The organism is Aestuariivirga sp. (assembly GCF_047602625.1).
In the GTDB taxonomy this organism is placed as follows: Bacteria; Pseudomonadota; Alphaproteobacteria; order Rhizobiales; family Aestuariivirgaceae; genus Aestuariivirga.
Map to the genome: position 1 here is coordinate 410,351 of NZ_JASGGV010000001.1, position 21,140 is coordinate 431,490.

A 21,140-nucleotide genomic window follows, 5' to 3' on the forward strand; every position below is an offset into this window, starting at 1 on the left:
ACTTCACGCCTGTGGAAAAGCTGTGGATAACCCTGTTAACAGCTCATTAACCATGGGCGCGCAGGAGTTGAAACAACAAGAGACCGCAGGGCGATGGGGATGCCGGTAAGGCTGAAAGGACGAGTAGACATGACACGGTGTCTGCTGATTGACGAAGACGGGATGGAGGCTGATCGCTTGCAGTCCCTGCTCGGCGCGCTCGGGATCGATACCGCCAAACGCGCCGGTGCCGAGGATGCATTGGCCTATTGTAACGACAATGCGCCGGATGTGGTACTGCTGTCCGCCGTTGGAGCGTCGGAACGGCCGGGTGATTTTGTGCGCCGACTGCGCCGCAAGGTGGGCGGCAAGCAGCCTGTCGTGTTTCTCTACGCCGATACGCCCGACACCGAGATGATCGGCCAGAGCATCCTGCAGGGCGCGGCGGATGTGCTGATGAAGCCGTTCGACCACGACATCCTGGCGTTCAAGCTGCGGCAGGCGGGGATCGTCGGTTAACAGGCGTGGTGAACCGAATATTAACGAGTGACTGCCACGCTGACCGGGTTCCTGCACGCAGCCACGGTGCCCGCCTTGACCGACACAGTTTCTCCCGCTCTCGACACAAGCATTTTTGATCGGGTTCTTGATCAGGGATCGCCCGCCCAGCGGATGACCTTGGCCCGCCAGCTTGCGGCCTTCACGGCTGATGCGGAAACGCCTGCCGTTGAGCGCGATCACATCGTTCCAGTGATGCTGAAGCTGGCGGTTGATATCGATCCCGATGTGCGCCGTGCGTTGGCTGATGGCGTTTCAGCCACGGACCTTCTTCACGCCGATATCCTGTTTTCGATCATTGCCGATGAAGACGACATTGCGCTGCCGTTCTTGGGCGCCACGCCCGCGCTCACCTACTGGCACATGCTGGCGGTATTGAAGGTGGGCGATCCGGCCCGCCAGTCCGCTATTGCGCTGCGGGCCGATCTGTCCGCAGAATCACGGGCCTTCATCATCAAATCAGCGCCGCTCGAGGCCTGCCTTGCCCTGTTCGATAACCCCGCCGTGCATCTGACGAACGAGGAGTATCAGACGCTCTACACGCGCTTCGGCCAGTCGCAGGAGATGGCGGAACGCCTGCTGGCCTGCACCGACCTGCCGCTCGATATCCGCATCCTGCAGGCCAAGCGCGCCTCGAACCGCATGCACCAGTTGATGGCGGAGCGCGGCTGGGTGGCGGCAAACGACGCCGCCGAACTGGTGGCCGATGCGGAAGAAACGGCGATCCTCAACATTCTGGTGTCAGCGGAACCCAAGGAACTCGTTCATGTCGTCGAGTTTCTGGTTTCCAGAAACATGCTCACGCCCTCGATCATCGTGCGCGCCGCGTGCCTTGGCGAAATGCATGTGGTGGAGTGCGCCATGGCCAATCTGGCTGGCGTTCATGTGCTCCGCGCGCGTGACCTTATGGCGGGGCGCGCTATGGGCGGGTTCAAGAGCCTTCACGCCAAATCGGGTCTGCCGCCATCCTGCCTTGCCGTTCTGCAGGCGGCCTGCGATGTGGCGCGCGACGAAGCGGAAGAGGGCATCACCCTTGACGGTGAAGGCTTTGGCCGCCGCCTGATCGAGGCGCTGATGACGCGCTATGAGAGCCTGGGCTTCAAGGACCGCGCCAAGCATCTGGAAGTTGTCGGCCGCTTCGCCGAAGACCGCGTGCGCATCATCGCCCGCAGGCTTCGCGCCGACATCGTTCGCGCCGCCTAAAACTCGACACCCGCCTGCGCTTTCACCCCTGAACGGAAGGGATGTTTCACCTGTTCCATCTCGGTCACGAGATCGGCGATCTCGATCAATTCATCCCTTGCGTTGCGCCCGGTGACGATCACATGCTTGTCAGCCGGTTTTGATTTCAGCACCTCGATCACATCCTGAAAAGGCAGATAATCGTAGCGCAGCACGATGTTGAGTTCGTCCAGAAGCACCATGCGGTAGGATGGATCGGCGATCATCTTCTTCGCCTCGTCCCACGCGGCCTTGGCGTGGGCCACGTCGCGCGCGCGGTCCTGCGTTTCCCAGGTGAAGCCTTCGCCCATCGCCTTGATGGTGACGAGTTCGGGGAATTTTTCCAGGATCGTGCGCTCACCTGTGCCCCACGCGCCCTTGACGAACTGGATCACCCCCGCCTTCATGCCATGGCCCATGGCGCGGAATACCATGCCGAAGCCTGCCGTGGACTTGCCCTTGCCCTTGCCGGTGTGAACGATCAGCAGGCCCTTCTCGATGGTCTTGCCCGCCATGATCTTGTCGCGCGCCGCTTTCTTCTTCGCCATCTTTTCGTGGTGGCGGGCTTCGTCGTGGTCATTCTCGATATCGCTCATCGGGACAGCTCCTTCAGAAGGTCGTGGACGGAATTGAGGCGGGGCGCCCACAAGCCGCGGCTTATTGCTTCTTCAAACCGCTGGGCGATTTCCTTCAGCGCCGAGGGATTGTTGTCGGCGATGAAACCGCGCGTTTCAGCATCGGCCAGATAGGTATCATAGGCCAGATCGAAATGATGGTTCTTCACCGCGCCGGTGGTGGCGGCAAAGGCGAACATGTAATCCACCGTCGCGGCGATTTCGAACGCGCCCTTGTATCCATGCCGCTTCACGCCAGCGATCCATTTGGGATTGATGACGCGCGAACGCATGACGCGCGACACTTCTTCCTCGATCGTGCGAATGACGGGCCGCTCGGGCCGTGAATGATCATTGTGATAGACGCGGGGGCGGTTGCCGGAGGCCTGTTCCACCGCCGCCGTCATGCCGCCTTCAAATTGATAATAGTCGTCTGAATCGAGCAGATCATGCTCGCGGTTGTCCTGATTGTGCACCACCGCTTCGATGCGTGACAGGCGCTCGGTGAAGGCCCGCGCATCGTTCACGCCCTGGGCTTTCGCTCCATAGGCATAGGCGCCCCAGGTGACATAGGCGGCGGCAAGATCGGCGCGGCTATCCCAGATTTTCTCATCGATGAGCGCCTGCAATCCCGCGCCATACGCGCCCGGCTTCGCGCCGAAGATGCGGTGGCCGGCAATCTCCTGCGCCGCCTCTCGCGCCACGCCGGAGGAGGCGAGCGCCTCAGCCTCAGCCTTCATCCGTTCGGCGATGGGATTGTCCGAACCATCTTCATCAAGCGCGCCTGCGGCGCGCATGGCCTTGTCGAGCAATTCGATCTGGGCCGGGAAGGCATCGCGGAAAAAGCCGGAGATGCGGAGCGTCACGTCCACGCGCGGGCGGCCAAGTTTTGCCAGCGGCAGCAGTTCGAAGCCCGTGACCCGCCAGCTGGAGGGTTCCCACACCGGCCGCGCGCCAATCAGCGCCAGCGCCTGCGCAATGTCATCGCCGCCGGTGCGCATGTTGGAGGTGCCCCAGGCAGAAAGCCCAATGAATTTAGGGTATTGGCCAAAATCCTGAAAGTGCCGTGTGAGCAGGTCTTCCGCCGATTTCTGCCCGAGCGCCCAAGCCGTAGGGGTGGGCACGGTGCGGTTGTCGAGGGAATAGAAATTGCGGCCGGTGGGCAGAACATCCACGCGCCCGCGCGTCGGCGCCCCGGAAGCACCCGCCGCCACTCGCCGCCCATCCAGCCCGGCCAGAACAGCGGCGATCTCGGCAGGGCCGCAAGACCGGAGAGCGGGCCTGAGGCGATGGGTTATCTCTTCCATGACCAGCGCGGATGCCGGGCCTGCTGGCGCGAGTGTGGCGGCAAAAAGCTCCAACCGCTCCACAGTATCTCCGGTGCTGCGCCAAGGGTCGGATGTAAGATGGTCCAGTTGAGCGAGCTTTGGCCCCGTCCATGGCTTTGCCATGTGGCAGGTCAGTGGGTCGAAATCGCCAAACCCGAAATCTTGGGCGAGCGCGCGAATGAGTGAAGCGTCTCGGCCTTCGCCCAGCCCGCGCGGCACGCGGGCCAGCGCCACAAGAAGATCGATTTCGAGCCTGCCTTCCGGGCTTGAGCCGAGGATGTGCAGGCCATCCCTGATCTGCGCTTCCTTGAGATCGCAGAGAAAAGCGTCGAGGCGCTGCAGATCGTCATCCTCATCGCCCGTAAATCCTGCATCCACGTCGAGCCGCGAACTTCGCGTGATATCGATGATCTCCCGCTTCAACGCGCCGAGACGCCGCTGGTCGAGGCCCGAAGCCAGATAATATTCATCGACCAGCGCTTCGAGGTCTTTCAGTGGACCATAGGTTTCGGCGCGCGTCAGCGGCGGGGTGAGATGATCGACGATGACGGCGGAGGTGCGGCGCTTGGCCTGGGTGCCTTCGCCGGGATCATTGACGATGAAGGGATAGAGCTGCGGCAGAGGCCCGAGCACTGCTTCAGGAAAGCACTCCGCCGAAAGGGCCGTCGCCTTGCCTGGCAGCCATTCGAGATTGCCGTGCTTGCCATTGTGGATGATGGCCTGCGCGCCGAACACATGGCGCAGATAAAAATAGAAGGCGAGATAGCCATGCGGCGGCACGAGGGCCGGATCATGATAGGTCGCCTTCGGGTCGATGTTGTAACCGCGCGCAGGCTGGATGGCGGTGGCCACGTTCCCGTGCAGGCGGATCGCCAGGTGAAACGCGCCATCCCTGAAGAAGGGATCGGAGGAGGGCGCGCCCCATTGCGCGGTGATCCGTGTGCGGACGGACTCCGAAAGGGCATGGAATGCCGAGAGGTACTCCGAAAGCGATAGTTCCACTGGCTTCGGAACCTTGTCTTTTCTGTCATTCCGGCGAAAGCCGGAACCCAGACTTCCAACCGGTTGCATGCTGGACGATGGGTCCCGGCTTTCGCCGGGATGACAGGTGAAAGGAGCTTTCCGCGTGGCGATCAGCTCTTCCACCAGCGCGTTGCCGGAAGAGGGAATGGAAGAGACGGAATATCCCGCATCCGCAAGCGCCTTGAGGATGGCAATTGTGCTGGCGGGCGTATCATAGCCCACGCCATTGGCCACGCGGCCTTCCTTGTCGGGATAGTTGGCAAGGATGATCGCGACCTTGCGCTCTCTCGCCGCTGCGCGCCTCAGCTTCACCCAGTTGGCCGCGAGATCGGCAACGAATTCCACGCGGTCCGTCAGCGGACGGTAGGTGACAATGCGGCATTGCGTTTTTTCATGCCATGCGCTGTCGGCCTTGAAGGAGATGGCGCGGCTGTGGATGCGGCCATCCAGTTCCGGCAGCACCATGTTCATGGCGAGATCGCGGGCGCTGAGGCCCTGTGCACTCTCCCGCCAGCTTGCCTCGGAGGTTCCCGCCAGCACCACTTGCAGAACCGGGCAATCAAAGCGGGCAAGCGGATCGCCCTGGCCGCCGGAGGAGGCGGCAAAGCTGGTGGCGTTGAGGATCACATCGGGCACCGCCAGATGTTCCGCAATAAGAGCAACACTTGCCGCATCTTTCAGGCTGGCGATGGCCAACGCTACGGTTCCGATACCGCGCTGGCCGAGTGCCGCGATCAGTGCATCGATGGGCGCGGTCTGGCCGCCTTCGAGAACCGAGCAGTAGAAGAGTAATCCGGCCACCGGTTGTCCGGGTACGGAGGAATTTCTGTAGGCTAGCGCCTTGGGCAGGGGTTCTGCTGGATCGGGAGGCGGTGTGCTTTCGAGGAGGTGGCGGCAATAGCTGAAAAACGCCTGTGCATTGGGTTCCCCGCCCGTCACGAGATATTGCCGCAGCCGCTCGCAATCATGAGGCGGCATCGTCGAACGTGCAGTTAATTCCGGGTCCGGCTGCGCATCGCCCGGCAACACGGCAAGCGGGATGTTCCGGCCGCGCGCCAGCACCTCGATCTGCTCAAGCCCATAGGGCCAGTATGCCGCACCGCCCAGCAGGCGCAGCACGATGAGCCGCGCATGCGCCAGCGTCTTCTCGCAATAGAGATCGACGGACATGTTGTGCTGCAACTGCAGCAGATTGGCGAGGCGGATGGACGGCCCTCGAAATCCATCCGCCGCGCGGGCCAGCAAGGCCAGCTCGCTATCCGCCGCCGACAGCACGACGATATCGCCGGGCGGCTGCGCAAGGTCGATGGCTTCAGCGCCTTGGCCGATCACGCCCGATGTGGTGGCGAGGAGATGCATCAGCCTGTGAGCGAGGCCTCGATCGCCGCCTTGTCCATGTGCTTCTCGCCGATGACCACAAGCTGCGTGCCGCGCGTTTCGCCGGGTTTCCACATCCGGTCGAAATAGCTGTCGAGCCGGGGGCCAACAGCCTGCACGACGAGACGCGACGGCGAGCCGTTCACATCCGCGAAGCCCTTGAGCCTCAGGATGTCGTGCTTCTCAAGGGTGCGCGCAATGCGGGCGGCGAGGCCTGCGCGGTCCTGCGGCCCGTCAAGCGTCACGATGAAAGTGACGAAATCATCATGGTCATGCTGAACCTCCCCTTCCATCTCGTGGTGCGAAAGGCGGTTGCCCAAATCGTCCTCGGCGGCGGCGCTTACGCCGAGCAGGGCCGCCGTATCGATCATGCCATGGGTGGTGGGCACCAGCCTCGTGCCCTTGCGCACCTGGGTTTTCAAATCCGCGGTGATTGCCGCCAACTCATCCTCGCCCAGCAGGTCCGTCTTGTTGACGATTACCATGTCGGCGCAGTTGAGCTGGTCCTCGAAAAGTTCTTCGATGGGGTTTTCGTGCTCGACGTTGGGATCGGCGGCGCGCTGGGCGGCGACAGCCTCTTCATCATCGGCGAAGCGGCCTTCGGCGAGCGCCTTGGCGTCCACCACCGTCACCACGCCATCGACGGTGACTCGGGACTTGATTTCCGGCCAGTTGAAGGCGCGCACCAGCGGCTGGGGCAGGGCGAGGCCCGATGTTTCGATGACGATGTGAGACGGCGGATCGGCGCGGTCGAGCAGCTTTTTCATCGTCGGCACGAAATCATCGGCCACTGTGCAGCAGATGCAGCCATTGGAGAGCTCGATTACATCCTCCTCGCGGCACAGCGCATCGCCGCAGCCTTTGAGAATGCCGCCATCCACGCCCACATCGCCGAATTCATTGATGATAAGGGCGATGCGGCGTCCATCGGCATTTTCAAGGAGATGGCGCACCAGTGTCGTCTTCCCAGCGCCGAGAAAACCGGTGATGACGGTGGCGGGAATCTTTTGCGGGGTCATGACGCGCAACCTCCGCGCGGCAGAACATCAGGCAGGCATAAGGTCATGGACACCCTCCGTGAGACCAGTTGTTTCAGGGCGCGTGGACGCCCCTTGGATGACACGGCAGGTCTCCTGGCTTCGCGGGTCTTCGGCATCCTGCGGCCTTCCCGGTTTCCCAGTGGCATTTTGCAGGAGGCCTCGCCGCTTACAGTTGCGGGGGCAGCCGCGGATTTGGCCTCGTCCATGGGCCGCACCGCATTCCCTCTTGGGCCCCGGTTTTAAGGCCGGGGCACCGTGTCGGGGGCTATGTGGCAGAGATCGCGCTTTCCCGTCAATGCAGGGCGCGGCAGATTGGAAACAGGATGCGGCAGGCGGTGGGCGAAACGGTCTCTTAACCCTATTCCCCGACAATCGCCGGATCATGAGCCCGCGTAAACTTCTTCTCGCGTCTGTCAGTGCTGTGTTCCTTGCTGCATGTGCGGCGGCTTCCGGCAATGCGGCAGCAGCCACGCCAAGCGACAGCGCCCAACTGGCCAGCAGCGCCTACCAGGCATTGAGTGCGGGCGATCCCACGACGGCTGTGGATCAATATACCAAGGCCATTGAATCCGGCGATCTCACCCCCGCCGTCCTGGCCAACGCCTTTCTCAACCGTGGCCTCGCCTATCAGCGCCTCAACCAGCACAACGAGGCCGTGAGCGACTATACGGCAGCCCTCCGCATCGACCAGATGACGCCTAAGCTGCGAGCCATGGCGCTTTATAATCGCGGCCTTTCCTATCAGAAATTGCAGCAGCCGGCGCTGGCGATGGAAGACTATACCGGCGCACTGTTCATTGATCATGGTTTCGCGCACGCCTATTACAGCCGCGCCAATCTTTTGCGCGCCAGCGGCCAAAACCTGTTTGCGCTTCAGGATTATGAGAAGGCTTTGGCCTCCGGTCATCCCGATCCGGCGCGCGTCCATTATGGTGAAGCGCTCACCTACGAAGCCATGAACCGCCCCGACAATGTCCGCGAGGAGTTGACGAAGGCGCTCGCCGCCAATCCCGATTTCGCGCCCGCCAAGGATAAGCTGGCCAGCCTTTCCACGACGCCGGTGACCGAAACCGCCGACCAGATCGTGACGGCGTCCGTCGAACAGGATGTGCCTGCCAAGCTGGGGCAACTGCCTGTCGCGCCAGCCACCAAGCCGCACAAGAAATCGATCACTGACCGCATCCCAGTTCAGGACGAACAGGCTCCGCCACAGGACGAAAAGGTCGTGGCGATCGAGCCGGCCGGAGACAGCGCAACCCCTGCCGCCGAGGATACGCAGCCGGCCGTGGAGCAAGTTGCGTCTGCCGACGCCGCGCCTGCGGCAACTGAAGAGGCCGCTCCCGCCGTCACCGGCTGGACGGTGCAGATCGCTTCCGCTGGAACCGAAGATGCGGCCTGGTCCACCTTCAAGAAGATGCAGGCGAAGTATTCCGTGCTGGCGGACAAGAAGCCGGTGGTCGTCAAAGCCGATCTCGGGGCCAAGGGCACATTCTACCGTGTGCGCCTCACCGGTTATGATGAACAGGACGGAGCGAAAAGCGCCTGCTCCAAGCTGAAAGCAAAGGGTGTGCGGTGCTTTGTCAGCAAGGCTGCATCGTAGAATTGCCTCCGCCACAATCCTTAAGACTGTATGGATTGACTTAGGGGCAGCTTAAATCGCCTCTCATATATTACGCCGCCGTAATAGTGAGATGGCGAGAACGTGCATGCTTTCGGAATACCAGCGCCTGATGTGGCAATGGCAGCAGGATGAATCTGCCTCATCCCCGGAGGAAAATTCGCATCCATTCGGCGCCGAACTCACAAGCGCCTACAGTTCCTATTTCGCTGAAATTTCCCAGCAGCTCATCGCTGCAATTCATGTCAATGAACCGGCATTTTTCGAGGCGCTGATTATCGATGTGATGCTTGCCATGGGCTATGGCGGGCGCAGGCGCGATATGGCCAAGCGGCTGGGGCGCACCGGTGACGGCGGCGTGGATGGCCTGATCTCACTGGATTTTCTGGGCCTCGATCTTGTTTATCTGCAGGCCAAGCGCCTGAAGCCCGGCCATGTCGTTCCGATCACCGATGTGCGTGATTTTGCGGGCAGCCTCGATGCCCACCACACGGGCAAAGGCATTTTCGTGACAACCAGCCATTTCTCGCCGCAGGCACTGGATTTCTGCGCCCGCCTGCCGCGCCGCATCGCGCTCGTGGATGGCAAGCTCTTCGCCGAACTGATGCTCCGACACAACATCGGCGTGCACGTTCAGGCGTCTTACCAGTTCAAGCGGATCGACCGCGACTATTTCCGCCTGCGCAGCAGGGAGCCTGCCGGGCCGCGCTGAGGCACTATTCCTTGAGCAGGAAGGTGACTTTCATGTTCACCCGCCATTCGGAAATCTTGCCGTTCTTCACCACGCATTTCACCTCCTGAAGCCAGGCGCCTTCCACATTGTCGAGCGTGGCATCTGCCCGCCGGATGCCGTTTTCCACCGCATCTTCAATGGACTTGGAGGACGAGGCGGTGAGTTCGATAACCTTGGCGACTGAATCGGACATGGGAATCTCCTGACTGCTGGAACCGGGGAAAACCGCCGCAAAATGGTTTTCCCGGCGGCGATGGTATCATAGATTGCCGCCCGCAGCCGGGTTTTTGCAAAAGGTCCATGGCCCTCAATCTCATCAAGCTTTGCGTCGGCGTCAGCGAGATCAGCGAACTGCAGCACTGGATCAGGGAGTGCAAAAAGGGGCGCGATACGCTGGACCATGTGACGCGTATGTTTCCCAAGCGGCGTGAGGAAATATTGCCCGGCGGATCGCTCTACTGGGTGATCAAGGGGTTGGTGCTGTGCCGCCAGCCCATTCTCGGACTTGATCCGGTCAAGGGCGATGACGGGATTGAGCGCTGCCGCATCGTGTTTGCGTCGAAGATAATCGCTGTTGAACCGCAACCGCGCCGGGCCTTTCAGGGCTGGCGCTATCTTGAAGCAGAGGATGCGCCGCGCGATGTGAAGCAGGGAGCGGTGGCCACCGGCATGCCCGAAAAAATGCGCCGCGATCTGGCCGAACTCGGGCTGCTGTAAGGTGCTAAACCGCGATGTTGTCGATCAGCCGCGTCTTGCCATTCCAAACGGCGGCGAGAAGACGGAGGGGTTCTGCCGATGTGGCAGGTTCCGCCAAACTCAACGCATTCCGCGCGGCAATATAGTCGATCTTGAAACCGTCACCAGTTAGGACATGTTCTGCACGGGATGCAGCGGCATGGGGCGTTTCGCCAGCCCGGATATGATCGGCGGCGTACGACAGTGCCCGATGGATCGCCGTCGCCTTCTTCCGTTCTTCCGGCGAGAGATAGGCATTGCGCGATGACATGGCGAGGCCATCTGCCTCCCGCACGGTTGGAATGCCGATCACCTCAATGGGAAGATCGAGATCGCGCGCCATGCGCGTCACCACCATGAGCTGCTGGTAATCCTTCTCGCCGAACATCGCGAAGTCAGCACCCGTCTGGATGAACAGTTTGCTGACGATCGTTGTGACGCCATCGAAGAACTGCGGGCGGAAGCGGTCTTCAAGTCCCGCCTTTGCTGGTCCCGCCACCGAAACAGTTGTGGCAAACCCAAGGGGATATACCTCCTCCGGTGGGGGCGCGAAGACAAGATCGCATCCTGCTCCTTGGAGTTTCGCTAGGTCTCCCGCTTCGTCGCGGGGATAGCGGCCAAGGTCTTCAGTGGCGGCAAACTGCCGGGGGTTCACGAAAATCGTCGTGATGACCTTGGGCGCGCGCTTCAATCCCTCCCGCACCAGTGTCAGGTGGCCCTCATGCAACGCCCCCATGGTCGGCACCACCGCATAACGGAGGCCTTCGGCGCGCCATTTTGCAGTCTCTTGCCGGAGTGCCGCAACGGTGCGAACGACTTTCGGCGTCATGCGCGGCGCTCCCGCGTCTTGGGAACGGGAAGCAGCGGGCTTTCTTTCACCTCTTCCATCACGAAATAGGAATGCGTGCTCTCAACCATCGGCAGCGCCCCGATGACGCCGCCCAGAATGTCGCGGTATTCGCTCATGTCGCGCACGCGGATTTTCAGGAGATAGTCGAAGCCGCCGCCCACCATGTGGCATTCGAGGATGGGCTTCACCGGCTTCACCGCCGCATTGAAGGCTTTGAGCGTCGCCTCATCCGTGGCCTTGAGGCTGACGGTGACGAACACCATCAGGGCCTGTCCCAGCGCCTTGGGATTGAGCCTTGCGTGATAGCCCGAAATCACGCCATCCTGTTCCAGCCGCCGCATGCGGAGCGTGACGGGCGTGGGCGACAGGTTGATGCGTTTTGCTAGCTCGACCACAGGCAGTCGTCCATCGGTCTGGAGCGCGTCCAGAAGTGCCAGATCAGCGGGATCAAGATTCTCCACGGTATGCTGTTGGATCGGCATGTTTTCTCTCGTAACAGTCTCATACTTGGCAAAAAATGCCACATCTGCCGTCTCAATTGGTGAGAAGCATTTTGCGGATTATGGCATATCCATCCATCCCTGAGGAGGCCCTTCATGCCCGCATTGCCCAGCCGCTCCGCCATCGCAGCCAAGCTTTTTGCGGATGAAACCGCGACCGTGCGCCAGCTCGCGGCAGAAGCCGCGCTATCCGCCGAAGACAGAAAGCGCGTCGCCGAACTGGCCCGTCAGCTCGTGGCGGCGGTGCGGGCCGGCAGGCGGCAGCAGGGCGGCATTGATGCCTTCATGCAGGAATATTCGCTCTCCTCCGAGGAGGGCGTGGTGCTGATGTGCCTGGCCGAGGCATTGCTGCGCATCCCCGACGGCGGCACGGCCGACAGGCTGATCGCCGACAAGATCGGCGGCAAGGATTGGGAAGGCCATCTCGGCCAATCGGAATCGCTGTTCGTCAATGCCTCGGCCTGGGGGCTCATGCTCACCGGGCGTTTCGTGGAATTGGGCAAAGGTGCGCGAACGGATGTGGGCGGCTTCCTGAAGCGCCTCATCTCGCGCTCGGGCGAGCCCATCCTGCGGCAGGCCATGAAGCAGGCCATGCGCATCATGGGCAAGCAATTCGTCCTTGGGCGGACAATTGACGAAGCCCTCTCGGTGGCCAAGGCGCAGGAAGCCGAAGGCTATCGCTTCTCCTACGATATGCTAGGGGAGGCGGCCTTCACCATGGAGGATGCGAAGCGCTATTTCGCCTCTTACCGGAACGCGCTGGAAACGCTGGGCGCCAAGACCAAGGGCGATGACATTTTTGCCCGCGCCTCGATCTCTGTGAAGCTCTCCGCCCTTCATCCCCGGTACGAAGAGAAGGAAGAGGCGCGCGTAATGGCGGAGCTTTTGCCGAAAGTGGCGGAACTTTGCGCGCTGGCCAAGAAACTCAATGTCGGCCTCACCATCGACGCGGAAGAGGTAAACCGCCTCGATCTCTCCTTCGAGCTCTTGGGGCAGCTGGCGCATGATCCGGCCCTTGCGGGATGGAACGGGCTGGGGCTTGCCGTTCAGGCTTACAGCAAGCGCGCCAAGCCCGCGCTGGAGTGGCTGGCGCAACTCGCCCAGCAATCCGGACGCAAATTCCCGGTGCGCCTCGTCAAGGGCGCCTATTGGGACACGGAAATCAAGCGTTCGCAGGAAGCGGGCTTCCCGGCCTATCCACTGTTCACCCGCAAGGTCTCGACAGACGTTTCATATCTCGCCTGCGCCAAATATCTGTTGAGCCGCCGCGACGTGTTCTACCCGCAATTCGCAACGCATAACGCACACACGCTGGCGGCGATCTCGGTGATGGCGGGAAATGACCGGAGCTTCGAGTTCCAGCGTCTGCATGGCATGGGGCAGGCGCTCTATGAGCAGGTGGTTGGCCTCACCAAGATGAAATCAGCCGTGCCGCATCTACGCGCCGGTGGGAAGCCATGAGGACCTGCTCGCCTATCTGGTGCGCCGCCTGCTGGAAAATGGCGCCAACACCTCCTTCGTCAACCGCCTTGCCGATGATGAAGCGCCGATTGCCGCCATCATCGCCGATCCGGTGGAGGAGGTGGGACAGCTCACGCAAATTCCTCATCCGCGCATTCCGCTTCCGTCCGATATTTTCCCCGGCCGCAAGAACTCCGCCGGCCATGCCCTGTGGGATGATGGCACGCGGGAAGGAATCCTGCGCGGCATTGAGAAGGAAATTTCAAAGCCGGTCGAGGCCTCGGCCCTGATCGATGGCGCTGCGAGGGCAAAAGGCCCGCAGCGCATCATCACTTCACCGCATGACCGCCGCGTGGTGCTGGGCGCGGTCCGTGAAGCGGATGATGCAGCCGTCGCCGCCGCCATGTCATCTGCCGCTTCGGCACAAGAGGGCTGGGACGAGATGGGCGGTAACGCCCGTGCCCAAATCCTCGAACGCGCCGCCGATCTCTATGAGGCCAACACCAACCGGTTCATCGCCTTGCTGGTGCGCGAGGCCGGCAAGAGCCTCGACAATGCGGTGGCCGATCTGCGCGAGGCCGTCGACTTCCTGCGCTACTACGCCACCCGCGCCCGTGCTGATTTCTCCAGCGCCCTGCACCTGCCGGGCCCCACGGGCGAGCGCAATGAAATGTCGCTGCATGGCCGCGGCGTCTTCGCCTGCATCGCGCCGTGGAACTTCCCCGTGGCGATTTTCACGGGCCAAGTGGCAGCCGCTCTTGCCGCCGGAAACAGTGTCGTGGCGAAACCCGCCGAACAGACGCCGCTCGTCGCCCATGAAGCCGTGACGCTGTTGCACCGGGCAGGAGTTCCGTCATCGGTTTTGCAATTCATTCCCGGCGATGGCGCGCGCATCGGCAAGACACTGCTGGCGCATCCGGCACTGTCGGGCGTCGCTTTCACCGGCTCGAATGAAACCGCTTCCATCATCAACCGGGCGCTCGCCGCGCGGGATGGCGCGATCCCGGCGCTCATCGCCGAAACCGGCGGCATGAACGCCATGATCGTCGACTCCTCCGCGCTTCCCGAACAGGCCGTGCGCGATGTTCTGGCCTCTGCCTTCGACAGCGCCGGCCAGCGCTGTTCCGCCGCGCGGCTGCTGTTCGTGCAGGAAGACATCGCAGGCCGCGTCATCCCGATGCTGAAGGGCGCGATGGAAGAACTGGTGACGGGCGATCCGCTGGACTATGCGACGGATGTGGGACCGGTCATCGATGATGACGCAAAGTCGATGCTCAACGCCCACAAGGCGCGGATGGCGAAGGAAGGCAAGGTGATCGCCGACCTGCCCTTATCCGCAGCCTGCGCCCATGGCACCTTCGTCTCGCCAGCGGCTTATGAACTCTCCTCGATCTCAACGCTGAAACGCGAAGTGTTCGGCCCCATCCTGCATGTGGTGCGTTTTGCCGGAGACCGCTTGGATGATGTTTGCAATCAGTTGAACGCCACCGGCTTCGGTCTGACGCTCGGCCTGCACACCCGCATCGAAAGCACGGTTGACGAAGTCCGCCGCCGCGCCCGCGTCGGCAATCTCTATGTGAACCGCAACCAGATCGGCGCCGTGGTGGGAGCCCAGCCGTTTGGCGGCGAGGGACTTTCCGGCACAGGCCCCAAGGCGGGCGGCCCCAACTACCTCCACCGCTTCGCCATCGAGCGCGTGTGCTCGATCGACACCACGGCGTCGGGCGGCAATGCGGCGCTCATGTCGATGGAGCCTGCTTGAGGCGGATTTGCAGATAATTGTCGTAGCGGGGTTAAGAGAGCGGAAGCAGTTCCGCCCCAAAGTCTCGCGGCATGGTGGCTGACGAACATTCGCGCATCGATGCACCCTTCGTGTCCTTCACGGAGGCGACGCGTTATCTCGAACAGATGTGCAAGGAATATCGCGTGCGCCATCTCTCCTACTGGAGCCTGGACATGGCGAACGGCCTGCCCGATCAGGTATCGTGGATCGCAACCTATGATCCGGCCTATATGAGCCATTACATGGCGCGCTTCACGCCCTTGGGCGATCCGGCGTTCGAGCCGGGCGAACGCCGGCTGATCGACTGGGACGATCTCAATGCAACGGCTGATGCAGCCGAAGAGATACAGCGCGAAGCAGCGCCCTTTGGCATCGGCCGTCATGGTCTTTCCTATCAGTTTTCTGACGGACCGTCCCGGACGATCATGTTTTCCGCCAATGTTGCCTGCACAGCGGAAGAGTGGCCCGGCGAACGCCAGCGCGTCAGCCTGGGCCTTCCGGCATTCGCGCGGCATTTCCATGAGCGGGTGAAGGCGATGGTCGAAGCGCGCCGCATCTCCGACGCCGCCTGATCAGCGTTCCCTGATATTGCGCAGCGCAAGCCCGCGGGCAATTGCGGCATCACCGAACTTTTCCCGAAGCCGGTCCATGGCCAGTTCCGCTTTGGTCTGGGCCGCCACCCGGCTGTCCAGCGTGCCGGTTTCCTGTGAAGGCTGTGCGTCTCGAAGGCCGCTGATGCCGACGCCAATCAGCCGGAACAGGGTGCCCGTCGCCTCGCGCTTCAGCATGGGCGCAGCCGCGTCGAAAATCCGCCGCGCCATGAGGGTCGGCTCTTCCAGCGACACATTGCGGGTACGGGATTTGAAGTCCGCCGTCTTGAGCTTCAGCACCACCGTGTGCCCCGCCAGCCCTTGCCCCTTGGCGCGGGCCGACACGCGCTCGGCGAGCCGCCACAGGATGGGTTCCAGCGCGTCATAGTCCGAAATGTCCGTGTTGAAGGTCGTTTCCGAACTGATGCTTTTGGAGGGATCATCGTTGGACACCTGACGCGCATCTTCGCCCCGCGCCAGATGGTAAAGCCGTGCCCCCATGCTGCCATAGCGCCGCATAAGGTCTGACTTTTCCATGCCCTGGAGCTGGCCGATCAGCGTGATGCCGCCGCGTTCCAGTTCCTCCTGCATCGCCTTGCCCACGCCCCAGATGAGGCTGACCGGCTTTTCCGCCAGAAACGTCAATGCTTCGGCTTTTCCAAGGACGGAAAAGCCGCGCGGCTTCTCGAGATCGGATGCAACCTTGGCCAGGTATTTGTTGTAGGAGAGCCCCACCGACGCCGATATGCCGAGCTTTGCCTCAATCTCTTTCATCAGCCGCGCCAACGACATCGCGGGGCTCATGCCGTGCAACCGCGCCGTGCCGGTAAGATCGAGAAAAGCCTCATCGATGGAGAGCGGTTCGACGAGCGGCGTCAGCTCCTGCATCATGGCGCGCACCTGCCGGCCTACCTCAACATATTTTTCCATATCAGGCTTGATGACCACGGCCTCGGGACACAGCTTCAACGCCTTGAACATCGGCATCGCCGATTTCACGCCCTTGATGCGGGCGATGTAGCAGGCGGTGGAGACGACGCCGCGCACGCCGCCGCCGACGATCACCGGCTTGTCCACAAGTTCAGGCCGGTCGCGTTTTTCCACCGCCGCATAAAACGCATCACAATCGATGTGGGCGATCGACAGGCCGTGGAGTTCAGGGTGGCGCACCACGCGGGGGCTCCCGCAGACATGACACCTCCGGCCTTCCGCGGAAGCGGGCGTCAGGCAATCCCGGCAAAATCCCTGGAGAGGCGCGTCCATGCCCCGAACTTAGCCCGGTCACGCCCCTTTGGCGATCAGTTGCAGTACATGACGGCGCGTTTCTTCCCACGTGGCGCTGCGCAGGGAGACATAGTCCAGAGGCTCGAGATGGCGGGCAAACCGCTCGTCCTGCAGGAAATGGATGAGATGCACCTGCGGCGCATGTTCCCGCGCCGAGGCGATGAACTGCGGGCTGTCGTCGATAAAAATGGTTGTGCCGTGGCCGGAAAGCCCTGCCAGTTCCAGCACGGCGGGCCCCTTGGCGCCTGAATTGGTGATGACGGGGTAGGGCAGGCCCAGGGCTTCGAGGTTGCGCCGCCGCAGGTTTCCCGCCGTGTGGGGTAAGTTGGTGAGCAGCACCACATCAGCCTGCTTGCCGAACTCCAGCAGCGCCGGGATGGCGCCTGATATGGGTTTCATGTTCAGGGTGCGCTCGTGGAAGAAAAGGTCCAGAAGCTGCCCCAGATGACGGCCGGCGACGGCCTTGCCGCTGCGCCTTTCGCGCACATTGCCATTCAGCGCGAAGCTGTCCGGCACCAGATGCAGGCCGCGCTCGCCCAGAAAGGCTTCAAAGTCGCTTGTAAAATGCAGAACCACCTCGTCAACGTCACAGATGATGAGGGGCCTGCCCGAAAAATGGAGCGTGGCGATCTGTTGTTTGGTAATGTCGGGGATCATGGCGTGCCGGACAGAACATAGGCTGCGGCGTCGATTCGCGCAGGATCCATGTTTTCACCACTTGAAAACTCCAGCAGCAGGCTCTGGTCGCCACGCAAATAGTCCAATATCCCGGCGAGAAACGCCGGATTTTGTGCCGCCCGCCGAATATCCGAAGGATCAACGCCCGACAGGCTTAGAAAACGTGATATGCGTTCGCTGTCGGCCGCGATGAATCCCAGGGCTTTCAGGGCAATCGTCTCGGCATCGCTTCGATTTACGGGGTGTTTTAGACGCATTTTCTCGAGTAGTTAACCACTCGGCGTTGAAGCCGCGCAAGAGGGACACCGGATTAAGCTGTTGGTTACCTGCTCCACCCACAATCCCGGCAAAACAACGCGGGAGCATGCCACTGTGCGCGCTGGGGAGTGCGGCGGTGACAGAGGGCAGTGTCGGGTACAGGGATGAATGTTTCAGTTTCAAGTTCGGTGGGACAGATGAATTCACCCGATGTGGTGCCGGTCACACCCAAGCGGGTGCTGATTGTTGAAGACAACGAGCTGAACATGAAGCTCTTCAATGACCTGCTGGAGGCAAATGGCTATCAGGTCATCCAGACCCGTGACGGCCTTTCCGCGCTTGACCTGGCGCGCAAGCACATGCCGGACCTTATCCTGATGGACATCCAGCTTCCGGAGGTCTCCGGCATCGAGGTGACCAAATGGCTGAAAGAGGATGACGAACTCCGCAAAATCCCGGTGATCGCCGTCACGGCATTTGCCATGAAGGGCGATGAGCAGAAAATCCGTGAGGGCGGCTGCGAGGCCTATATCTCCAAGCCTATCTCGGTCGTCAGCTTTCTGCAGACCATAGATGGTTTCCTGAAGCAGGCTGAACCAAAATGACTGCACGCGTTCTGGTCGTTGACGACATTCTGGCCAATGTCCGCCTGCTTGAAGCCAAGCTGGCGGCGGAATATTTTGAAGTCGTCACCGCCATGAACGGCGTGGATGCTCTGGAAACGGTGCAGCGCACGAAGCCCGATATCGTTCTGCTCGACGTGATGATGCCGGGGATCGACGGCATCGAAGTGTGCAAGCGCATCAAGTCGAATCCGCAGACGCAGCATATTCCCGTTGTCATGGTGACGGCGCTCGACCAGCCGGAAGACCGTGTCCGCGGCCTCGAAGCCGGCGCCGATGACTTCCTCACCAAGCCGGTCAGCGATATTTCGCTTTTTTGCCGGGTGAAGAGCCTTGTCCGCCTCAAGATGCTCACCGATGAGCTGCGCAACCGCTCGCTGGATTCCGGCGCGCTGCAGGTGATGGGGTTGAACCGCCCCCAGGTTGAAAACGTGCCCGGCCGCGTGCTCGTCATCGACAACCGCACCGCTGTTTCGTCCCGCATCAAGACGGCACTGCAGGGCAAGCATGAAGTCACCGTGGCCGAGGAACCTCAGCAGGCCATTGCCATTGCGACGGAAGAAAACAACCGCTTTGAGCTGATCGTCGTCAACCTCGACATGGAAGGGATCGACGCGCTCAGGATGTGCTCGCAGTTGAAGTCACTCGAGCATACGCGCCAGACGCCGATCCTCATTATCGTCGATCCCGATGATCACCAGCGCCTGCTCCGGGCGCTCGACATGGGCGTCAACGACTATCTGATCCGCCCGATCGACAAGCAGGAACTTCTCGCCCGCGTCAACACGCAGATCCGCCGCTGCCGCTACACCGAGCAATTGCGCCTTTCCGTTCAGGCGTCGTTGGAAATGGCGGTCACCGATCCGCTCACCGGCCTTTACAACCGGCGCTATCTCGAAACCCATCTGACGCATCTGGTCGAGCATTCGATCAACCGCGGCAAGCCTCTTTCGGTGCTGACGCTGGACGTCGATTTTTTCAAATCGGTCAATGACACGTACGGCCATGACGCCGGCGACCGCGTGTTGCAGGAACTGGCGGGACGCATCCGCGCCAATGTCCGCAATGTCGATCTTGCCTGCCGCACCGGCGGCGAGGAGTTCGTGATCGTGCTGCCAGCGACGGACTTGGGCGTTGCCGAGCGGATCGCCGAACGGCTGCGCAAATCCGTGGCGGGAAAACGCTTCAACACCGGCGTCGAAGGCGGCCTGGCGGTTACGGCTTCAATCGGTGTTGCCGCCTTGTCGGGTATCGATGACAAGGTCGAATTTATTCTGAAGCGCGCCGACGAGGCGCTTTACCGCGCCAAGCGTGAAGGCCGGAACAGGGTCATCAAGGCCGCGGCCTGATCGCGGCCGTCTTTCCACCTTTCCAAACGGCAATCTTCTTCCCATTTCAGTAGTGTCGTAGTTTGGTTGCAGCCTGTTTGGGTTTCTGCAATATTGCGCGCCAATTCGGAATTGAGGGGCGTCTGCCCCCTGCACAACAGGAGTGTGTTCAATGGGTTCGCTTTCGATCTGGCACTGGCTGCTGGTCATTTTGGTGGTCGTGCTGCTGTTTGGCCGCGGCAAGGTGTCCGACCTGATGGGTGATGTCGCGAAGGGCATCAAGAGCTTCAAGAAGGGCATGGCTGACGACGAGGTTGATACCGCCGCCCAGAAGACCATCGACCAGCAGGCGGCTGCCGCCAAGGCTGAAGCCGAGAAGGCCAAGAGCTAAAGCTCCCCACGGCCCCAAGGCCGGAGACTGTCATGTTCGACTTTGGCGTCGGCTACACCGAAATGTTTGTCATTGCCGTGGTGGCGATCATCGTGATCGGCCCCAAGGACTTGCCTAATGTCTTGCGCGCCTTCGGCAAGACGGTGGGCAAGCTGCGCGGCATGGCGCGGGAATTCCAGGGCCATCTCGACGGCGCCATGAAAGAAGCGGGCCTCGAAGACCTCAAGAAGGAAATGCAGGGGCTGAAAAACCTCACCAACACCGATCCCATGGCCCCGGCCTCCAAATCCAGTGCTCCCGCCAAGGCGGCAGACAACAGCTTCAACACTTATTTTGGCGACCCCGCGAAGCCCTCGTCTTCCCCGGATGCACAGTAAGACGCAATGACCAAGGAAGACATCGACAATAGCGAAGCCCCACTGATCGAGCATCTGATCGAACTGCGCAAGCGGCTGATCTGGTGTGTCGTGGGATTTGCTCTCGCGTTCGCGTTTTCCTTTTATTTTTCAACGCGCATCTTCGAACTCCTGATCTACCCCTTCAAATGGGGGACGGGCGTCGATCCCAAGCTGATTTCGACCGAGCTTCTGGGCTTCTTCATCGTCAAGCTGAAGATCGCTTTTTTTGGCGGGTTGTTCATCGGCTTTCCGCTGATCGCCACGCAGATCTACCGCTTCGTGGCGCCGGGCCTGTACAAGCACGAGCGCAACGCGTTTCTGCCCTATCTCATCGCCACGCCGGTGTTTTTCCTGCTGGGTGCCTGCCTCGTTTATTTCTTCCTGCTGCCGGTGGCGATCAAGTTCTTCTATTCGCTGGTGTCCGACCTCAACATCGAGCTTCTGCCGGACGTTAAGGCCTATCTGGATTTCGTGATGATGCTGATGCTGGCCTTTGGCCTGTGCTTCCAGCTTCCGGTGATCCTGACGCTTTTGGGCCAGATCGGCGTCGTCAGCTACGAGACGCTGAAGAAGGGCCGCAAATTCGCGGTGGTGGGCGTGTTCATCGTGGCGGCTGTTCTGACGCCCCCCGATCCCATTTCGCAGATCGCCATGGCGGTGCCGCTGATGGCGCTTTACGAGCTTTCCGTGCAGTCCGTGCGCTTCCTTGAATCCCGCCGCAAGAGGGCCAGCGACGCCAAGGACCTCGAAGCCTGACGGCCTTGCTGTTT

General features: G+C 61.5%; 22 protein-coding genes and 1 riboswitch. Of the genes, 13 read left to right on the plus strand and 9 right to left on the minus strand.

Annotation, left to right across the window (positions count from 1 at the left end):
- Nucleotides 1-129 precede the first annotated feature (129 nt).
- Nucleotides 130-498: a response regulator gene (locus QM694_RS02115; RefSeq protein ID WP_415005298.1), complete on the plus strand. Its 369-nt coding sequence runs from the start codon at nucleotides 130-132 to the stop codon at nucleotides 496-498.
- A 27-nt stretch (nucleotides 499-525) separates the two neighbouring features.
- Nucleotides 526-1,740, plus strand: a complete 1,215-nt coding sequence (locus tag QM694_RS02120) for a DUF2336 domain-containing protein (RefSeq protein ID WP_415005299.1) — start codon at nucleotides 526-528, stop codon at nucleotides 1,738-1,740.
- On the opposite strand, the gene cobO is transcribed toward QM694_RS02120, so the two are convergent.
- From cobO to cobW, 3 genes are read right to left on the minus strand one after another with little or no spacing between them, the layout of a single operon-like run.
- Entirely contained in the window at nucleotides 1,737-2,354 is a 618-nt protein-coding gene (cobO, locus tag QM694_RS02125) for a cob(I)yrinic acid a,c-diamide adenosyltransferase (protein WP_415005300.1), read from the minus strand. The two genes, QM694_RS02120 and cobO, sit on opposite strands and share 4 nt — an antisense overlap.
- Nucleotides 2,351-6,082, minus strand: a complete 3,732-nt coding sequence (cobN, locus tag QM694_RS02130) for a cobaltochelatase subunit CobN (protein WP_415005301.1) — start codon at nucleotides 6,080-6,082, stop codon at nucleotides 2,351-2,353. The genes cobO and cobN overlap by 4 nt, the downstream gene beginning before the upstream one ends.
- Entirely contained in the window at nucleotides 6,082-7,119 is a 1,038-nt protein-coding gene (gene cobW, locus QM694_RS02135; protein WP_415005302.1) for a cobalamin biosynthesis protein CobW, read from the minus strand. The genes cobN and cobW overlap by 1 nt, the downstream gene beginning before the upstream one ends.
- A gap of 86 nt (nucleotides 7,120-7,205) precedes the next feature.
- Nucleotides 7,206-7,413, minus strand: a riboswitch (cobalamin riboswitch).
- A 109-nt stretch (nucleotides 7,414-7,522) separates the two neighbouring features.
- Between cobW and QM694_RS02140 the strand changes: the two genes are divergently transcribed.
- Together QM694_RS02140 and QM694_RS02145 are read left to right on the plus strand one after the other, a co-directional pair.
- Entirely contained in the window at nucleotides 7,523-8,740 is a 1,218-nt protein-coding gene (locus tag QM694_RS02140) for an SPOR domain-containing protein (RefSeq protein WP_415005303.1), read from the plus strand.
- A 106-nt stretch (nucleotides 8,741-8,846) separates the two neighbouring features.
- Complete coding sequence (locus QM694_RS02145) at nucleotides 8,847-9,470, plus strand: restriction endonuclease (RefSeq protein ID WP_415005304.1); 624 nt, start codon at nucleotides 8,847-8,849, stop codon at nucleotides 9,468-9,470.
- Nucleotides 9,471-9,474: 4 nt separating this feature from the next.
- On the opposite strand, the gene QM694_RS02150 is transcribed toward QM694_RS02145, so the two are convergent.
- Entirely contained in the window at nucleotides 9,475-9,684 is a 210-nt protein-coding gene (locus tag QM694_RS02150) for a dodecin family protein (protein WP_415005305.1), read from the minus strand.
- A 107-nt stretch (nucleotides 9,685-9,791) separates the two neighbouring features.
- On the opposite strand from QM694_RS02150, the gene QM694_RS02155 reads away from it, so the two are divergent.
- Nucleotides 9,792-10,208, plus strand: a complete 417-nt coding sequence (locus QM694_RS02155) for a DUF1489 family protein (RefSeq protein ID WP_415005306.1) — start codon at nucleotides 9,792-9,794, stop codon at nucleotides 10,206-10,208.
- A 4-nt stretch (nucleotides 10,209-10,212) separates the two neighbouring features.
- Here the strand turns inward: QM694_RS02155 and panC are convergent, their stop codons facing one another.
- Both panC and QM694_RS02165 read right to left on the minus strand, forming a co-directional pair.
- Complete coding sequence (panC, locus tag QM694_RS02160) at nucleotides 10,213-11,055, minus strand: pantoate--beta-alanine ligase (RefSeq protein ID WP_415005307.1); 843 nt, start codon at nucleotides 11,053-11,055, stop codon at nucleotides 10,213-10,215.
- On the minus strand, nucleotides 11,052-11,558 hold the full coding sequence (locus tag QM694_RS02165; protein ID WP_415005308.1) for an Lrp/AsnC ligand binding domain-containing protein: 507 nt from the start codon (nucleotides 11,556-11,558) through the stop codon (nucleotides 11,052-11,054). The genes panC and QM694_RS02165 overlap by 4 nt, the downstream gene beginning before the upstream one ends.
- Before the next feature lie 114 nt (nucleotides 11,559-11,672).
- Here QM694_RS02165 and QM694_RS02170 point away from each other — a divergent pair, with 114 nt between their 5' ends.
- The 3 genes from QM694_RS02170 to QM694_RS02180 all read left to right on the plus strand — a co-directional run bounded on the left by QM694_RS02170 (nucleotide 11,673) and on the right by QM694_RS02180 (nucleotide 15,392).
- The gene (locus QM694_RS02170) at nucleotides 11,673-13,037 is read left to right on the plus strand and encodes a proline dehydrogenase family protein (RefSeq protein ID WP_415005309.1); all 1,365 of its coding nucleotides are present in this window, start codon (nucleotides 11,673-11,675) and stop codon (nucleotides 13,035-13,037) included.
- A complete protein-coding gene (putA, locus tag QM694_RS02175; RefSeq protein WP_415005310.1) occupies nucleotides 13,024-14,799 on the plus strand; it encodes a bifunctional proline dehydrogenase/L-glutamate gamma-semialdehyde dehydrogenase PutA in 1,776 nt (591 codons plus the stop codon). The genes QM694_RS02170 and putA overlap by 14 nt, the downstream gene beginning before the upstream one ends.
- A 71-nt stretch (nucleotides 14,800-14,870) precedes the next feature.
- Nucleotides 14,871-15,392 (plus strand): autoinducer binding domain-containing protein, encoded by a 522-nt coding sequence (locus tag QM694_RS02180; protein WP_415005311.1) that lies wholly within the window; start codon nucleotides 14,871-14,873, stop codon nucleotides 15,390-15,392.
- On the opposite strand, the gene QM694_RS02185 is transcribed toward QM694_RS02180, so the two are convergent.
- Genes QM694_RS02185 through QM694_RS02195 form a run of 3 tightly spaced genes read right to left on the minus strand, consistent with a single transcriptional unit; the run spans nucleotide 15,393 to nucleotide 17,629 of the window.
- The gene (locus QM694_RS02185) at nucleotides 15,393-16,673 is read right to left on the minus strand and encodes a DNA polymerase IV (RefSeq protein WP_415005312.1); all 1,281 of its coding nucleotides are present in this window, start codon (nucleotides 16,671-16,673) and stop codon (nucleotides 15,393-15,395) included.
- An 18-nt stretch (nucleotides 16,674-16,691) separates the two neighbouring features.
- Nucleotides 16,692-17,351, minus strand: a complete 660-nt coding sequence (locus QM694_RS02190) for a hypothetical protein (protein WP_415005313.1) — start codon at nucleotides 17,349-17,351, stop codon at nucleotides 16,692-16,694.
- Nucleotides 17,348-17,629 (minus strand): DUF3572 domain-containing protein, encoded by a 282-nt coding sequence (locus tag QM694_RS02195; protein ID WP_415005314.1) that lies wholly within the window; start codon nucleotides 17,627-17,629, stop codon nucleotides 17,348-17,350. Before QM694_RS02195 ends, QM694_RS02190 begins: the two co-directional genes overlap by 4 nt.
- Nucleotides 17,630-17,827: 198 nt before the next feature.
- On the opposite strand from QM694_RS02195, the gene QM694_RS02200 reads away from it, so the two are divergent.
- The 5 genes from QM694_RS02200 (at nucleotide 17,828) to tatC (ending at nucleotide 21,126) form a co-directional block, all read left to right on the plus strand.
- Nucleotides 17,828-18,235: a response regulator gene (locus QM694_RS02200; RefSeq protein WP_415005315.1), complete on the plus strand. Its 408-nt coding sequence runs from the start codon at nucleotides 17,828-17,830 to the stop codon at nucleotides 18,233-18,235.
- Nucleotides 18,232-19,602, plus strand: coding sequence for a PleD family two-component system response regulator (locus QM694_RS02205; protein WP_415005316.1), 1,371 nt, complete (start codon nucleotides 18,232-18,234; stop codon nucleotides 19,600-19,602). The genes QM694_RS02200 and QM694_RS02205 overlap by 4 nt, the downstream gene beginning before the upstream one ends.
- 151 nt (nucleotides 19,603-19,753) lie before the next feature.
- Complete coding sequence (locus QM694_RS02210; protein WP_415005317.1) at nucleotides 19,754-19,972, plus strand: twin-arginine translocase TatA/TatE family subunit; 219 nt, start codon at nucleotides 19,754-19,756, stop codon at nucleotides 19,970-19,972.
- A gap of 32 nt (nucleotides 19,973-20,004) precedes the next feature.
- The gene (gene tatB / locus QM694_RS02215) at nucleotides 20,005-20,349 is read left to right on the plus strand and encodes a Sec-independent protein translocase protein TatB (RefSeq protein WP_415005318.1); all 345 of its coding nucleotides are present in this window, start codon (nucleotides 20,005-20,007) and stop codon (nucleotides 20,347-20,349) included.
- 6 nt (nucleotides 20,350-20,355) lie between these two features.
- Nucleotides 20,356-21,126, plus strand: a complete 771-nt coding sequence (gene tatC, locus QM694_RS02220; protein ID WP_415005319.1) for a twin-arginine translocase subunit TatC — start codon at nucleotides 20,356-20,358, stop codon at nucleotides 21,124-21,126.
- Nucleotides 21,127-21,140 lie beyond the last annotated feature (14 nt).

Bases quoted from the DNA above. Each gene is read 5' to 3' on its own strand.
- QM694_RS02210 (WP_415005317.1), top strand. From the start codon at position 19,754: ATGGGTTCGCTTTCGATCTGGCACTGGCTGCTGGTCATTTTGGTGGTC.
- QM694_RS02150 (WP_415005305.1), bottom strand. From the start codon at position 9,684: ATGTCCGATTCAGTCGCCAAGGTTATCGAACTCACCGCCTCGTCCTCC.
- tatC (WP_415005319.1), top strand. From the start codon at position 20,356: ATGACCAAGGAAGACATCGACAATAGCGAAGCCCCACTGATCGAGCAT.
- QM694_RS02190 (WP_415005313.1), bottom strand. From the start codon at position 17,351: ATGATCCCCGACATTACCAAACAACAGATCGCCACGCTCCATTTTTCG.
- cobW (WP_415005302.1), bottom strand. From the start codon at position 7,119: ATGACCCCGCAAAAGATTCCCGCCACCGTCATCACCGGTTTTCTCGGC.
- QM694_RS02205 (WP_415005316.1), top strand. From the start codon at position 18,232: ATGACTGCACGCGTTCTGGTCGTTGACGACATTCTGGCCAATGTCCGC.
- QM694_RS02115 (WP_415005298.1), top strand. From the start codon at position 130: ATGACACGGTGTCTGCTGATTGACGAAGACGGGATGGAGGCTGATCGC.
- QM694_RS02170 (WP_415005309.1), top strand. From the start codon at position 11,673: ATGCCCGCATTGCCCAGCCGCTCCGCCATCGCAGCCAAGCTTTTTGCG.
- QM694_RS02145 (WP_415005304.1), top strand. From the start codon at position 8,847: ATGCTTTCGGAATACCAGCGCCTGATGTGGCAATGGCAGCAGGATGAA.
- QM694_RS02140 (WP_415005303.1), top strand. From the start codon at position 7,523: ATGAGCCCGCGTAAACTTCTTCTCGCGTCTGTCAGTGCTGTGTTCCTT.
- cobN (WP_415005301.1), bottom strand. From the start codon at position 6,082: ATGCATCTCCTCGCCACCACATCGGGCGTGATCGGCCAAGGCGCTGAA.
- QM694_RS02200 (WP_415005315.1), top strand. From the start codon at position 17,828: ATGAATTCACCCGATGTGGTGCCGGTCACACCCAAGCGGGTGCTGATT.
- QM694_RS02180 (WP_415005311.1), top strand. From the start codon at position 14,871: ATGGTGGCTGACGAACATTCGCGCATCGATGCACCCTTCGTGTCCTTC.
- QM694_RS02185 (WP_415005312.1), bottom strand. From the start codon at position 16,673: ATGGACGCGCCTCTCCAGGGATTTTGCCGGGATTGCCTGACGCCCGCT.
- QM694_RS02165 (WP_415005308.1), bottom strand. From the start codon at position 11,558: ATGCCGATCCAACAGCATACCGTGGAGAATCTTGATCCCGCTGATCTG.
- QM694_RS02155 (WP_415005306.1), top strand. From the start codon at position 9,792: ATGGCCCTCAATCTCATCAAGCTTTGCGTCGGCGTCAGCGAGATCAGC.
- panC (WP_415005307.1), bottom strand. From the start codon at position 11,055: ATGACGCCGAAAGTCGTTCGCACCGTTGCGGCACTCCGGCAAGAGACT.
- QM694_RS02195 (WP_415005314.1), bottom strand. From the start codon at position 17,629: ATGCGTCTAAAACACCCCGTAAATCGAAGCGATGCCGAGACGATTGCC.
- tatB (WP_415005318.1), top strand. From the start codon at position 20,005: ATGTTCGACTTTGGCGTCGGCTACACCGAAATGTTTGTCATTGCCGTG.
- cobO (WP_415005300.1), bottom strand. From the start codon at position 2,354: ATGAGCGATATCGAGAATGACCACGACGAAGCCCGCCACCACGAAAAG.